Here is a 13,880-nt window from a genome sequence, read left to right as displayed (position 1 = left end):
CGGGGAGCTTAGACCGCTATCTGCGCCGCCGTGAAGCGTCCGATATCGAAGGCATCGAGCGGAACATCCGTCGCGCCATCCATCACCAGTTCCGACAGCACGGCGCCGACGCCCGGGCCGGTCTGGAACCCCTCGCCGCAGAAGCCGAAGGCGTGCAGCAGGCCTGGGGTGGTGCGGGACGGGCCGAGTACCGGGAAATGGTCCGGCATCTCGCCATCCGTGCCGGTCCAGCTGCGGATCACCATGGCATGCGCCAGGCGCGGGATCACCGCGATGGCACGCTGCATCGCCCCGAAGGCGGCATCCGGGCGCGGCCGCGTCACGCGGATTTCCGCATCGCTCTCACCGCGCCCGCCACCGAAGATGATGTTGCCGCGCGGGATCTGCCGCAGATACAGATCGCCGCCGACCACGCCGAGGCTTTCGCGCAGGAAATAGTGCAGCGGCTCCGTCACCAGCATATTCGGGTGCAGCTTCTCGATCGGCACCGGCTCCCCGAACCGCGCCGCGATCTCGCCGCCCCAGAAGCCGGCGCAGTTCAGCAGCCAGGGCGCGGTGAAGCGCGTGCCGTTGGCCAGGACCTCGAAGGCGTTGCCATCGTGGTCCAGCGCCGTCACCGCATGGTGTTCGCGGATATCGGCACCGGCAGCGCGTGCGGCGCGGGCGAGCGCCGGGGCCAGAAGGCGCGGATTGGCGCTGCCATCCTCCTCCATCAGGCTGCCGGCAATGACGACGTCGCTGAAATAGGGATGCTGTTCGCGGATCGCGTTGCGGCCGATCATGCGCGGGCGCAGGCCATGTTCGGCGGCCAGCGCATTCCAGCGCAGCAGTTCCGCCTCATCTTCCGGGCTGCGCGCCAGCTTGAGGTGGCCGCAGGGGTCGAATTCGATGTCACTGCCGGTGAGTTCGGTGATGCGCGACCAGATCTCGCGGGATTTTCGGGCCAGCGGCAGCCCGGCGGGGTGGCGGCCCTGCTGGCGCACGCCGCCGTAATTCACCCCCGTAGCCTGGCCACCGACCAGGCCACGCTCCAGCAGCAGCACCCGCACGCCGCGCTGCGCCAGATGCAGCGCCGCGGAACACCCCGCGCCGCCGCCGCCGACGACCAGCACATCCGCCTGGACCATCACCCCACCTGTTGCAACGGCACCGGCTTCACTGGCGGCTGGCCGCGCAGTCGGCCGACCTCCGGCACCTCCACTTCCAGTGCGCGCGCCAGCACCGCCGCCGCCGGCGTGCCGCAGAGGCGGCCCTGGCAGCGGCCCATTCCGACGCGGGAGAAGGCCTTGGCGCGATTCAGCTCCGGCGCGTCGGAGGCCGCTGCGGCGCGCAACTCGCCGGCCGTGATCACCTCGCAGCGGCAGACGGAGGTGCTGTCCTCCATCCGCGAAGCGAGGCGCGCCGGATAGGGGAAGGCGCGTTCCAGCGCATTGCGGAAGCGGCGTTCGGTCCGCAGGCGGCCGTCCAGGTGGTTGCTCAGCGCCATGTCCGACGGCAGCTTCGCATCCGCCAGCAGCGCCAGCGCCGCGCGCGCACCGCCCAACTCCGCCACATCCACGCCGCCAATGCCCGCGCCATCGCCCGCCAGGTACACGCCCGCCACCGGCGACCGCCCGGCGGCATCCTTGCGCGGCACCCAGTTCTGCTGCGTGTCGTCGTAATCGAAGGGCACACCGGCGAGGTCGGCCAGATGCGCCTCCGGCTTCAGGCCCCAGCCGAGCGCCACCGCATCGCAGGGCGTGACATGTTCCTTCCAGGCGGCGTCGCGCCAATGCACGGCGGTGACCTTGTCCGTGCCCTCGATCGCCAGCGGCGTCACATCCTCATACATCTTCACGCCGCGCAGCTTGAGGCTGGCGTAGAGCCCCATGCCGCGCAGCAGCGTCGGAATGTTCCACATCATACCGCCGCCGAAGCGCGCCTTGGTCAGCAGGTCCGTGGTGTCGAGCACCGCGGCGGGCTTGGCGCCGGCCTTGGCGTATTGCAGCGCGGTCAGCCACAGCAGCGGCCCGGTGCCGATCAGCACCGGGTTGGCACCCACTCCCACCCCCTGCGACTTCAGCGCCACCTGCGCGCCGCCCAGCGTGGTCGCACCCGGCAGGGTCCAGCCCGGCAGCGGCAGCACGCGGTCCATCGCGCCGGTGCAGAGGATGACGGCATCATAGGCCACCTCATCCTGCGCCGCGCCATTGGTCAGCGTATGCAGCACGCGGGCCTCGGGGCGGATGTTCCAGACCAGCGTGTCCGGCCGCCAATCCACCCGCGCCTTGAGGGAATCCAGCGCCGCATGCAGGCGCTTCGCCCGGCCGGCATCGGCACCATAAAGCGCGGCATGGCTGCGGCTGAATTCCGCCGGCGGGCGCTGCGTGACGCGGCCGCCGCCATCGGCGCCTTCCTCGATCCAGGTCGGGAACACGCCCGCGCGCACCAATTGCTCCACCGCGCGGATACCGGCCGGACCGGCGCCAACAACCACAACCTTCATCGCCTGATCACCTCAATCCCGGTTTCGACCAATGTCGTGCAGGCACGCCGAACACCCTTCCCCACCACCACCACCCAGCAATCCTGGCAGGCGCCCATCCAGCAGAAGCCGGACCGGGCGCCATCGCCGAATTCGCTGGTGCGGACATGGCCGAGGCCGGCCGTCAGCATCGCCGTCAACAGCGTGTCGCCCTGCTTTGCCGGAACGTCCACGCCATCGACCGTGAAGATGAGCGCGAGGCGGTCCTGGTCAACCAGGCGCGTGACCGTCACAGCAGCGCCTCGAAGCGGCAATTCACCTTGATCTCCCCCACCGTCGCGGTGTTGGGCAGGCGCAGCACCATCTCCACCAGGGCGGCCACATCCTCCGGCCGGCTCATCGCCTCCCTCGGGTATTTCGCGTGCAGGGTCATTTCCGTCTGCACGAAGCCGGGGCAGATGGCGGTGGCGCGGATGCCGTGTTCCCAGCCCAGCCGGCGAACCTCCTGCGTCATCGCCACCACGGCGAATTTGCTCATGGCGTAGCCGAGATTCTCATTCGCCACCCGCTTGCCGGACAGCGAGGCGAGGTTCACCACCCGCCCCTCCCCGCTCTCGATCAGATGCGGCCAGGCGGCGCGGATGACGCGCATTGGTGCCTTGACGTTCACCTGCCACATGGCGTCATGCGGTGTTTCATCCGCATCCAGCAGCCTGGCCATCGGGTTGATGCCGGCGGCGTTCACCACCGCGTCGATCCGCCCGAAGCGCGCCATGGTGGCGGCGACCCAGGCCTCGGAACTGCCTTCCTTCTCCGCATCCCAGCGATGCAGCAGCAGGTCCGGCCCGGCGACCAGCTTGCCGGCGCTGCGGATGCCGGCGCTGATCATCCAGCCGGAGCCATGCAGCCGGCGCAGCACCTCCCGCCCGATGCCGCGGGACCCACCGGTGATCAGGACGACGCGGCCGACGGGATCAAGCATGCATCAGGGCTCCGGTTGCGACATGGCAGCGCGCGGCGTGGCCCTGGGCCACCTCGGCCAGCACCTGGTCCCGCTCACACCCCGCCCGGGCCAGCGGACAGCGCGGCGCGAAGCGGCAGCCAGCGGGCATGGCGTCCAGCGGCGGCACCCGGCCGGGAATGGCGGACAACGCCTGGCCGGGCTGGTCCAGCCGCGGAATGGCGGAGAACAGGGCGCGCGTATAGGGGTGCTGCGGGTTGGCGAAGATGGCCTCGACCGGCCCCTGCTCCACGATCTCCCCGGCATACATCACCGCCACCCGGTCCGCGATCTGCGCCACCACGCCGAGGTTGTGGGTGATGAACAGCACCGCCATGCCGAAGCGGGACCGCAGATCGGCCAGCAGGCCCAGCACCTGCGCCTGGATGGTGACATCCAGCGCCGTGGTGGGTTCATCCGCCAGCAGCACGGCCGGTTCGCAGGCCAGCGCGATCGCGATCATCACCCGCTGGCGCATGCCGCCGGAAAATTGGTGCGGATACTCATCCAGCCGCTGCGGGGCGGAGGGGATCTTCACCTCCTCGAACAATTCCAGCGCGCGGGCGCGGGCGGCCTTGCGGTCCATGCCGCGATGAATCCGCAGCGCCTCCGCCACCTGGTCGCCCACGGTCATCACCGGGTTCAGGCTGGTCATCGGTTCCTGGAAGATCATCGCCATGCGGTCGCCGCGCACGGATTCCAGTGCCTGGTCGGACAGGCCGGCCAGATCCTGCCCATCCAGCAGGATCTGGCCGGCCGCCACCCGGCCGAAGGGCGGCTGGACCAGCCCCATGACGGACAGCGCGGTCACGGACTTGCCGCAGCCGCTTTCGCCGACCAGCGCCAGGGTCTCATCCCGCATGAGGGTCAGCGACAGGTCGCGCACCGCAGGGTGCCAGCTTCCGCCGATGCGGAACTCCGTCCGGAGTCCCACCAGTTCCAGGGCAGGTTTCGTCATCGGGCCAAGCCTGCGCCAGCCAGCCGCCGGCATCAAGCCGGAACGGTGAAGCGATCCTGGGTGAAGGGCGCGATGGGCAGGTTGGTGGCGCCGCGCGCCATCAGTTCCGCCACCGCGGCGCCGGCGGCGGGCGAGAGCTGGAAGCCGTGGCCGGAGAAGCCGAAGGAGTGGAACAGACCGGGAAGGCTGCGGCTTTCGCCGATCACCGGCATGTCGTCCGGCGGCCGCGCCTCCGTACCTGTCCAGGTGCGGATGATCCGCGCGCCGGCGACGCAGGGAAAGATCTCGGCCGCGATCCGGGCGGCGAAGGCCAGGCTGCCGAACAGGACGGAGGAGGTCTCCGCCGCCTTGTCGTTGCGCCCCTGGTGCCCGCCGCCGATCACCACCGTGCCGGCGGCCGTCTGCTTGAAGGACAGCGCCCGGGCCGTGGCGCCAACCGTAGGCTCGACGAAAGGCGGCAGGCGTTCCGTCACGATCATCATGCTGGCCTTGGTGCCGCAGGGAATGGTCTCGCCCGCCAGCGCGGCGAGGTCCGGAGCCCAGGCGCCGGCGCAATTGGCGACACGCTCGGCCTCAAAGGGTCCCTGGTCCGTCTGCAGCCGGATGGTGCCTTCGGCGGTGGCCTCCAGCCCGGTCACGGCCACCCCCTCGATGATTGTCACCCCCGCCTGCTCCGCGGCCCTCCGGAAGGCCATGACGGTGCGCATCGGGTCGGCCGAGCCGTCATCCCGCGTTACGATGGCGCCGACCACGTGGCGGGACACGGCGGGCAGCAGGCGGCGGATCTCGGCCTGGTCCACCACCTCCTCATGCGTCCAGCCGAGGGCGCGAACCTGGGCGACGCGGGCGTGGTTCTTCGCCATGTCCGCCTCGCTCTCGGCCACCTTCACCTGGCCGGTGGCGCGGAAGCCGCAATCATCGCCAACCAGGGCGGTAATGCCCTGCCACATCTCGGCGGCGACCACGGACAGCGCAATCTCCGGCAGCACCCGGCCGAGGCGGCGCACGCCGCCCGCATTCACCCCGCTGGAATGCCGCCCGACATGGCGGCGTTCCAGCAGCGTGACCTGCCAGCCGGGGGTGCGGGCCAGGTGCAGCGCGGTGGAAAGGCCATGCAGGCCGCCACCGATGACGAGGGCGCGGCGCATCACGGACGAGCCAAAGCCGATGCCAGTGCCACCCTCATCCCGCCAGCGCCGCCAATTCGCCCAGCGTCAGCGGCTTGGTCGGGAAGCGGGTGCGGAAGGGATCGACCTCGCCGCCCGCCACGTCGCGCGCCGCGGCGATCACGCCATGCACCGCCGGGCCACAGATGCGACCCTGGCACGGCCCCATGCCGGCGCGGGTGAAGGCCTTGGTCTGATTGGCGCCGAGGCAGCCCAGCGCCACCGCCTGCCGCACCCGCCCGGCCGTCACCTCCTCACACCGGCAGAGGATGGTCTCGTCCGGGATGGCGGCTTCCGGCAGCGGTGGAAACATGGCGTCGAGGAACGGGCGCGGGGCAAGCTGGCGGTCGCGCAGCAGGCGCAGTGGGCCGGCCCTTCCGTCACGTTCATCCGTGGTGATGCGGCCGAGCGCGCGCGCCGCCTCCAGCGCCGCGATGCGGCCGGAGAGCGCGGCGGCGCGGGCGCCGCCGATGCCGCCCGAATCCCCCGCCACCATCACCCTGGCCACCGCGGTGTTGCCCCACAGGTCCAGCGCCGGCCGCCAGCAGCGCTGCACCGGGTCCCAGCCATGGGTCAGGCCGGCAATGGCGCGCGTGATTTGGGTGTTCGGCACCACACCATCATGCAGCAGCAGCAGATCGGCCGGGTGTGCGACGCCATCCACCAGGATGCGCGCGAGCTTGCCCTCGCCTTCCGCGCGCAGCTCCCGCGCCGGGATCACCTGCGTTGCGCGCTTCACCTGGCGCTGCCAGACCAGCCCACGCCAAAGGTATTCCGGCGCCTTCAACGCCCGCAGCAGATGCGGCCGCGCCCGCGCAAACCCGCCAGGTGGCGACAGGTCGATGATGCCCGCGATCTTCCCGCCCTTGGTCAGCGCCTGCATCGCATAGAGCCACAGCAGCGGCCCCTGCCCGGCCAGCCAGACATTTCCCTCCGGCACCAGCCCCGCCGTCTTCAAGGCGATCTGTGCCGCGCCGACGCTCATCACCCCCGGCAGGGTCCAGCCCGGAATCGGCAGCGGACGCTCGGTGGCGCCGGCGCAGAGGATCAGCCGCTCCGCCTGGATGCTGCGCGCCGCGCCGCCTTCGGACCAGAAGACCTTGCCCTCGGGCTCCACCGCCCAAAGGGTGGCGCCGGGGCGGTACTGCGCGCCGGAGGCCCGGAAGGCGGCGGCCAGCTTGGCGCCGTCCTTGTCCTGATCGTCCTTCGCAACACGCGCCTCGACGGCGCCTTTTGCCAGACGCGCCTCGACGGCGCCTTTTGCCAGACGCGCCTCGACGGCGCGATGCACCTGCCCGCCCGGCGCGCCATTCTCATCGAGCACCAGCACCCGCATGCCATGCGCGCGCGCCTCCGTGGCCGCCGCCATGCCGGCCGGGCCGGCGCCGAGCACCAGCAGGTCCACGGTTTCCGCCACCGGCGCCACCGCCTCGCGCCCGGCGGTCCATTCATCGGCGACGCTCATGCGGCGTCCTCTTCGAAGCTGCGGGCGCCGTGCTGGATCCCGGCCACCATGCCGGGCGTCACCGGCACCAGGCAGGCCTGCATGTTCTGCGCGCCGGCCACCTCCACCAGGCAGTCAAAGCAGGCGCCCATCAGGCAGAGCGGGCCGCGCGCCGCCCCCGTCACGGGGGTTTCCCGAAAGCTGGTGATGCCCGCAGCGAGCAGCGCGGCGGCCAGGCTTTCCCCGGCGCGCGCCGGCAGCTCCCGACACTCCCACACAATGGTGCAATCGGTGGGTTCAGTGCGACGGAACATGGGTCATCCCAAGGAAGCGGTCCGGGTGCAAGTCGCGCGCATGCTCCGGCAGCGCGCCGGTCAGGATCGCCGCGGCCAGCGGTCCCGCATGCACCGCCGCGAGCGTCACGCCGGAATGGCAGGTGGCGACGAAGCAGCCGGGATGGGTGGCGCTTTCGGCATAGGCGGGAAAGCCATCCGGCGTCATCGGCCGCAGCGCCGCCCAGCTTCGCACCATCCGCGCCTCGCCGAGCACCGGTAGCACCCGCAGCGCGCGCGCCGCCATACGCGCCAGGGCGGCGGTGGTCGTCGCCGTCTCGAAGCTGCCGTCATCCTCGCTGGTCACGCCGATCTGCACCGTGCCGTCACCGGTCTGGCGGATGGCGCTGGCCGGCAGCGGCAGGATCGGCGCCAGGCGTTCCGTGACGATGTTCTGGCCGCGCACCGGCCGCACCGGCACATCGAGGCCGATCAGCGCCGCGATCGGCGTGGTCTTCACCCCGGCCGCCACCACGATGCGCGCGGTGGCCACCTCGCTGCCATCGGCGCGGGTGATGCGGTAGCCGCCGGCGATGGGCTCCACCGCCTGCACCGCCGCGCCGGGCAGGTGGGTGCCGCCGGCGGCCCGCATGCCCGCCTGCAGTCCGCGCAGCAGGGTCAGCGGATCGACATGGCCATCGGCGGGCTGGAAGCTGGCGCCACGCACCTCCGGCCCCAGCGGGCAGCCGGGCATCAGCTCGGCCAGTTCGCGCCGGTCCAGCATCCGCAGGCCTTCCTGGCCCTGGTTGTGCATGCGCTGCACAAACAGGCTGCGCGCCGCGAATTCATCCTCATCCAAACAGAAGGTCAGCCCGCCGACAGCGCGATACTGCACATCCCGCCCCGCCAGCACCGAGGCACGTTCCGCCAGCGCCGGCCACAGCCCCACGCTCTGCCGGGTCCAGGCGGCATAGGCCGGCATGCCATCGCCCTTCGACTGCGACCAGATCAGCCCGAAATTGCCGCGCGCCGCGCGCAGCGCGACATCGCCCTCATCCAGCACGGCAACCCGCGCGCCGCGTTCGGCGCAGCCGAAGCCGATGGCGGAGCCGACCATGCCGCCGCCGATGATCGCCACGTCAAACATATCAAGGGAAGACATGCTTGCGAGGGTGGCGCGGCCCGGCCCATCCTGCAAGCCGGGAAGGCTCTCGGAAGGATAGAACAAATGCGAAGCACGCTGCTGGCCGTTGCCCTGGCGCTGACATTGCCACTCGCCGCACAGGCGCAGACGCTACGGGTCGGGCTGATCGCGCAGGATATGGGCACCACGGACCCGCACCGCGCCAGCGCGACGCAGGACAAGGCGCCGCTCGCCTGGGCCTATGACGGGCTGGTGCGCTTCCCGCCCGGCTCCGCCGACCCGGCGAAGCTGGAGCCGGATCTGGCGGAACGCTTCACCCGCAGCGCCGATGGGCTGACCTACACCTTCCATCTGCGCCCCGGCGTACGCTTCCATGATGGCAACCCGCTGGAAGCCGAGGATGTGGTGTATTCCCTGCGCCGCGCCGCGGACCGCGCCCGCAGCGCCTTCGCCAGCAGCTACGCACCGATGACGGCGGTGGAGGTGGTGGACCCGATGACGGTCCGCGTCACCTTGAGCGAGGCAGTGGCCGGCGCGCTCGGGCTGTTCGCCAACTACCATGGCGGCATGATCGTCTCCCGCCGTGCCGATGCCGGCGGGCAGCCGCCCGGCACCGGGCCGTTCCGCATGGACCGTGCCGGCGGCGGCGCGGCGCGGATGCTGGCCTTCGACGGGCATTGGCGCGGCCGCCCGGCGATCCGCGAGATCGACCTGCGCTTCATCACCTCCGACGCCACGCGGGAATTGGCCTATACGGCCGGCGAGCTGGACCTGTTCATCGGCCGGCGCGAACAGCGCTGGGTGGCGCGGATGCAGGCGCATCCGAACACGGTGGTGGAGGTCTTCTCCCCCGGTGAGTTTCGCACCCTGCTGATCAGCAGCCGCAGCGCGCCGCTGAATGATCCGCGGGTACGCCGCGCGGTGCAGCACGCTGTCGACACGCAGGGCATCGCCCGCTTCGTCGGCCTCGATGTCGCCACCCCCTGGGCCAGCCCGGTGCCGCCCGGCTACCTCGGCGCGACGGAGGATGTGCCCCGCTTCCCGCATGATGTCGCGCGCGCCCGTGCCCTGCTGGCGGAGGCCGGGCATCCGGATGGCGTGACCATCCGCGCCGTCGTCTCATCCAATTCCGCGCAGCAGCCGGTGATGGAGGTGATCCAGGCGCAGCTACGGCGCGCCAATATCCGGCTCGACATGGATGTGGTGGAACACGCCACCTACCACGCCCGCATCCGGCAGGATCTGTCGCAGCTCACCTTCTATGGCGCCGCGCGCTACCCGGTGGCGGACAGTTATCTCAGCCAGTTCTACCATTCCCGCAGCGCGCCCGGGCAGCCGACCATGTCGCTGAACTTCGCCCATTGCAGCGCGGCCGATGCCGAGATCGACGCGGCCCGGGCCGAGCCGGATGAGGCGAAGCAGATGGCGCTGTGGGCGACGGCGCAGCGCAAGGTGATGGAGGCCGGCTGCAGCCTGCCGCTGTTCGACCTGAAGCAGGTCTGGGTGCGCCGCAGCGGGCTGAACCTCGGCTATCGACTGGAGGGTGCGCTGAACCTCGGCCCGGCCATCACCGCGGCCACGCGCCTGGAATGAGGGGGGCCAGTTGCCCCGTTCGGCGCCTTCGCTAAGGTCATGCCCCCGCAACCCAGGGCGACTCCATGACCGATACCGCGACACGTGTGGACCAGGCAGCCGAAGCAGGAGGTGAGGCAGCCGTGGTCTTCCTGCGCGACCTCATCCGCCTTCAGGCGGGTGGGGAGGAAGCGGTGCAGGCGCGGGTCGCCTCGGCCTTTGAGGATCTGGGCTGCATCGTGGAAACCCGCCGCTACCAGCCCGCCAGCATCGTGCTGCGGGAGGAATTCGCCAGCGAGACCGCCATGGCGACGGAGGAACGCGCCGCCGTCATCGCCCGCTTCCCCGGCAGCGGTGGCGGCCGCAGCGTGATCTTCTTCGCCCACCCGGATGGCGAAGCCTTCCAGCCCAACCATGGCTGGCTGCACGACCCGATGGCGGGCGAGATCGACAATGGCCGCATCCATGGCTGGGGCGTGGCCGATGATTTGGCCGGCGTCGCGACGATGGTGGAGGCGCTGCGCGCCGTGCGCGCCGCCGGGCTGACGCCGAAGGGCGATGTCATCCTTACCTCCACGCCCTCGAAGCGCCACGCCCGCGGCGTGCATGCGCTGCTGCATGGCGGCATCACCGCGGATGCGGCGGTGTATCTGCACCCGGCCGAATCCGGCATCGGGATGCGGGAGGTGAAGGCGCTCGCCTCCGGCCAGCTTGTTTTCCGCATCCTCGTGAAGGGCCGCCTGCCGGCGACGCAGGAGCCGGGCCATGCGGCATTCGCCCACACCGCCATCAACCCGATCGACAAGGCGATGTCGGTGCTCGCGGCGCTGAAGGCGCTGGATGCGAAGCGCGGCGCGCGGGTGCATCACCCGGCGCTGGATGCGGCGATTGGGCGCAGCACCAACCTGCTGGTCGGTGATTTCAAGACGCTCGGCGATGGCCGCGCCGCGCGCGTGCCGCCGGCGGTGCAACTCTCCTGCGCCCTGTCCTTCCCGCCCGGCGAGAAGCTGGCCGATGTGCAGGCAGAGGTGGAGGCGGCACTGGCCGAGGCGGTGGCCGCCGACGCGGATCTGGTGCTGGAGACCAGCTTCCTGTCCGGCGTCACCGGCGCCGGGGTGCCGCTGGATCACCCGCTGTGGATCGAGACGAGTGAGGCGGTGCGCCGCGGCACCGGCACGCTGCCGGAGATCAACCCGATGCACACCTCCTCCGACATCCGCAACCCGATGGTGCAATCAGGCATCCCCTGCGTCGGCCTCGGCCCGCTCTGTGGCGACCTGACGCAGAATGGCGGGCGGGATGAATGGGTGGATGTGGCGGATTACCGGCGCGGCGTTGCCGTGGTGGCGGCGCTGATCACCGGCTGGTGCGGCGCCGTCTGATCGAGACGCGCGCGGTTTTTTGCGTGGCGCGGCAGCGTGTGGCAACGCACCTTGCCGCCCCCTTCAGGAGCACGCCATGAGACCCCCAATCAGGATCAACGAGCCGGCCTGGCTCGTGGAATTCAAATCCTTCATCATGCGCGGCAGCGTGGTGGATCTGGCCGTCGGCATCGTCATTGGCGCGGCCTTCACCGCCATTGTCGGCAGCCTGGTGGAAGACCTCATCAACCCGCTCATCGGCCTGATGATCGGCGGCATCGACTTCTCCAACGTCTTCCTGGTGCTCAGCGGCGAACGCCAGACCACGCTGGAAGCAACGCGGGAAAGCGGCGCGGCGGTGCTCGCAGTGGGGCGCTTCATCAACGCCATCATCAAGTTCCTGATCGTGGCGATGGCGATCTTCTGGCTGCTGAAGGTTCTGACCAAGCTGCGCGTCCGGCAGGAGGCGGTGAAGGGGCCAAGCTCCACCGATGTACTGCTGGCCGAAATCCTGGCGGAGCTGCGGGCGAAGCCGTCCCTTACGGCGCCCACTCCGCCCCCTGCCACGCCTCCGGCACCCTGACCGCGCCATCCAGCACCGCCGCGCGCAGCGAATCGAGGCGCGCGGCGAGGTCAGCCGGCACATCTGCGGCGAGTGCCAGCCGCACCGCCTCCGGCGCCTCCAGCCCGATGCGGCGGTCTTCGAAGCGCCCGGCCAGGAAGGCCCCGATCGCCGCCTGTATCGCCACGCCATTATCGGCGATGGCGGAGGCGAGGAAGACCCGGTCCTGCACAGTCCAATCCCGCACATTGCCGATGGCGCGCATGCCCGCCGCCTTGCAGGCCGCGATCGCCCCGGCGCGGCCGCCATCCAGCATGGCGAAGTTCAGCGGGGCCCCGGCCGCCGCCTGGCCTTCGATCCAGCGTGCCGCGAGGTCCGGGTCGTGCTGGCTGCCGCAGAAGCCGCTCAGCAGCCGCGCGGTGGGGTTGGCGTGCGTCAGGCCCGCGGCGAAGCCGGCGCGGCCGCGCAGGCCGGGCGGCACCGGTTCGCCCGACAGATGCGCGGCGATCCCGCCCGGGGCGATCCACCAGCCGGCCAGCGCCCCGGCGAGGAAGGCTGATTGTTCCTGCAGCACCTCGAAGCCCGCGATGTTCGGGCCGGTGATGCGGCCCTGGGTGACGGCGAAGGCCACATCCGGGAAGGCCGGCGCCACGGCGGCCACCGCCGCCTCCCCCTGCCCGCCATGCGCTACCACCAGTTCCGCCCGCGCCGCCGCGGCCTCGATGGTCGCGGTGCGGCGGGCGGGATTCGGCTCCCACACCGTCTCCAGCCGCACCGGCAGGGCGGCGGCGCGGGCCAGGCCCTGGATGCCGGCGGCGTTGAAGGCACCGATCTCCAGCAGGTCCGTGCCCGGCCGCCCGAACAGCACGGCGACCACCCGGGGCAGGCTGCTCATTGCGCGGTGAGGCCCAGCGCCTTTACCGCACCGCCCACCACGCGCACCTGCTCTGCCACGAAACCCCCGAATTCCGGCTGGGTCATCGGCCGCACGGCGATGCCGAGTTCCAGAAGGCGGGTCTTCATCATCGGCGCGTTGAGGGCGGCCGCAACCTCCGTGTGCAGCCGCGTCACGATGGGCGCGGGCAGGCCGGGCGGGCCGGCAAGGCCGAGCCAGTTTTCCGCCAGCAGGTCGGGGAAGCCGGCCTCCGCCGTGGTCGGCACCTCCGGCGCCATCTCCTGCCGCGCGGGCGCGGTGATGGCGATGGGGCGCAGCCGGCCGGCGCGGATGTTTTCCACATTCTGCGGGAGCGTGTCGAAGGACAGGGGAATGGCGCCGCCCAGCAGATCCGCCTGCATCGGCGCGCTGCCGCGATAGGGCACATGCGTGAGTTGCGCGCCGGTGCGGGCGCTGAAGGCCTCACCGAAGATATGGGCGACGGACCCGGCGCCGGAGCTGCCGAAGGCGGGCGGCGCCGGCTGCGCCTTGATCCAGGTGATCAGTCCGGCGAGGTCGGTCGCCGGCACCAGGCGCGGGTTCACCACGATCACCAGCGGCGTCGCACCCAGATAGGCGATGTGGGTGAAGCCCCCCACCGGATCATACGGAACATTGGCGTAGATCGGCGGTGAGGTGACGATCGGCGCGGTGTTGGACAGCAGCAGCGTCAGCCCATCCGCCGGCTGCGTCGCGACATAGGCCGCCCCCAGCGTGCCGCCGGCGCCGGGCCGGTTCTCCACCATCACCCGCTGCGGCAGGCGCTGGGACAGCACCTCGGCCAGCACCCGCGCCACAATGTCGGAGGACCCGCCGGGCGGGAAGGTGACGATGATGCGGATGGGGCGCGACGGCCAGGCCGGCTGGGCGCGCGGTGCCCTGCTGGTGGCAAAGGCGGCGAGTGCCGCGAGAACGGGCAGATGGCGTCGGCGCATGGGCATGATCCTCGGTCGTACCGCTTCCGAGGCAATTGCCGTGCCGCGCGATGCCGGTGCAGGCTGGT

General features: G+C 71.2%; 14 protein-coding genes. 3 read left to right on the top strand and 11 right to left on the bottom strand.

Annotation, left to right across the window (positions count from 1 at the left end; translation table 11 throughout):
• Nucleotides 1-8: 8 nt before the first annotated feature.
• From ACFHNC_RS06230 to ACFHNC_RS06190, 9 genes are read right to left on the bottom strand one after another with little or no spacing between them, the layout of a single operon-like run.
• The gene (locus ACFHNC_RS06230) at nt 9-1,127 is read right to left on the bottom strand and encodes an NAD(P)/FAD-dependent oxidoreductase (RefSeq protein ID WP_437168356.1); all 1,119 of its coding nucleotides are present in this window, start codon (nt 1,125-1,127) and stop codon (nt 9-11) included.
• Nucleotides 1,127-2,485 carry an FAD-dependent oxidoreductase gene (locus ACFHNC_RS06225; protein WP_437168355.1) on the bottom strand — a complete coding sequence of 453 codons (1,359 nt, stop codon included), beginning with the start codon at nt 2,483-2,485 and terminating at the stop codon, nt 1,127-1,129. Before ACFHNC_RS06225 ends, ACFHNC_RS06230 begins: the two co-directional genes overlap by 1 nt.
• Nucleotides 2,482-2,757, bottom strand: a complete 276-nt coding sequence (locus tag ACFHNC_RS06220) for a (2Fe-2S)-binding protein (RefSeq protein ID WP_437168354.1) — start codon at nt 2,755-2,757, stop codon at nt 2,482-2,484. The genes ACFHNC_RS06225 and ACFHNC_RS06220 overlap by 4 nt, the downstream gene beginning before the upstream one ends.
• Nucleotides 2,754-3,446: an SDR family NAD(P)-dependent oxidoreductase gene (locus tag ACFHNC_RS06215; RefSeq protein WP_437168353.1), complete on the bottom strand. Its 693-nt coding sequence runs from the start codon at nt 3,444-3,446 to the stop codon at nt 2,754-2,756. The genes ACFHNC_RS06220 and ACFHNC_RS06215 overlap by 4 nt, the downstream gene beginning before the upstream one ends.
• A complete protein-coding gene (locus tag ACFHNC_RS06210) occupies nt 3,439-4,422 on the bottom strand; it encodes an ABC transporter ATP-binding protein (protein WP_437168352.1) in 984 nt (327 codons plus the stop codon). Before ACFHNC_RS06210 ends, ACFHNC_RS06215 begins: the two co-directional genes overlap by 8 nt.
• Before the next feature lie 32 nt (nt 4,423-4,454).
• Complete coding sequence (locus tag ACFHNC_RS06205; protein ID WP_437168351.1) at nt 4,455-5,570, bottom strand: NAD(P)/FAD-dependent oxidoreductase; 1,116 nt, start codon at nt 5,568-5,570, stop codon at nt 4,455-4,457.
• A gap of 34 nt (nt 5,571-5,604) precedes the next feature.
• Complete coding sequence (locus ACFHNC_RS06200) at nt 5,605-7,053, bottom strand: NAD(P)/FAD-dependent oxidoreductase (RefSeq protein ID WP_437168350.1); 1,449 nt, start codon at nt 7,051-7,053, stop codon at nt 5,605-5,607.
• Entirely contained in the window at nt 7,050-7,346 is a 297-nt protein-coding gene (locus tag ACFHNC_RS06195; RefSeq protein ID WP_437168349.1) for a (2Fe-2S)-binding protein, read from the bottom strand. Before ACFHNC_RS06195 ends, ACFHNC_RS06200 begins: the two co-directional genes overlap by 4 nt.
• Nucleotides 7,330-8,451, bottom strand: coding sequence for an NAD(P)/FAD-dependent oxidoreductase (locus tag ACFHNC_RS06190; RefSeq protein WP_437168469.1), 1,122 nt, complete (start codon nt 8,449-8,451; stop codon nt 7,330-7,332). Before ACFHNC_RS06190 ends, ACFHNC_RS06195 begins: the two co-directional genes overlap by 17 nt.
• A gap of 81 nt (nt 8,452-8,532) precedes the next feature.
• On the opposite strand from ACFHNC_RS06190, the gene ACFHNC_RS06185 reads away from it, so the two are divergent.
• The 3 genes from ACFHNC_RS06185 (at nt 8,533) to mscL (ending at nt 11,964) form a co-directional block, all read left to right on the top strand.
• A complete protein-coding gene (locus tag ACFHNC_RS06185) occupies nt 8,533-10,041 on the top strand; it encodes an ABC transporter substrate-binding protein (RefSeq protein WP_437168348.1) in 1,509 nt (502 codons plus the stop codon).
• A gap of 65 nt (nt 10,042-10,106) precedes the next feature.
• Nucleotides 10,107-11,402: a M20 family metallopeptidase gene (locus tag ACFHNC_RS06180; RefSeq protein WP_437168347.1), complete on the top strand. Its 1,296-nt coding sequence runs from the start codon at nt 10,107-10,109 to the stop codon at nt 11,400-11,402.
• A 76-nt stretch (nt 11,403-11,478) separates the two neighbouring features.
• Nucleotides 11,479-11,964, top strand: coding sequence for a large conductance mechanosensitive channel protein MscL (mscL, locus tag ACFHNC_RS06175; RefSeq protein ID WP_437168346.1), 486 nt, complete (start codon nt 11,479-11,481; stop codon nt 11,962-11,964).
• Here the strand turns inward: mscL and ACFHNC_RS06170 are convergent.
• Complete coding sequence (locus ACFHNC_RS06170; protein ID WP_437168345.1) at nt 11,921-12,838, bottom strand: BMP family ABC transporter substrate-binding protein; 918 nt, start codon at nt 12,836-12,838, stop codon at nt 11,921-11,923. The two genes, mscL and ACFHNC_RS06170, sit on opposite strands and share 44 nt — an antisense overlap.
• Nucleotides 12,835-13,812 carry a Bug family tripartite tricarboxylate transporter substrate binding protein gene (locus ACFHNC_RS06165; protein ID WP_437168344.1) on the bottom strand — a complete coding sequence of 326 codons (978 nt, stop codon included), beginning with the start codon at nt 13,810-13,812 and terminating at the stop codon, nt 12,835-12,837. Before ACFHNC_RS06165 ends, ACFHNC_RS06170 begins: the two co-directional genes overlap by 4 nt.
• Between the last annotated feature and the right edge of the window lie 68 nt (nt 13,813-13,880).

The sequence above is a fragment of the Falsiroseomonas sp. E2-1-a4 genome (assembly GCF_051433165.1).
Taxonomy (GTDB): domain Bacteria; phylum Pseudomonadota; class Alphaproteobacteria; order Acetobacterales; family Acetobacteraceae; genus Falsiroseomonas.
The sequence above is the reverse complement of the archived record's forward strand: the minus strand, read 5'-3'. Positions and strand labels throughout refer to the sequence as shown.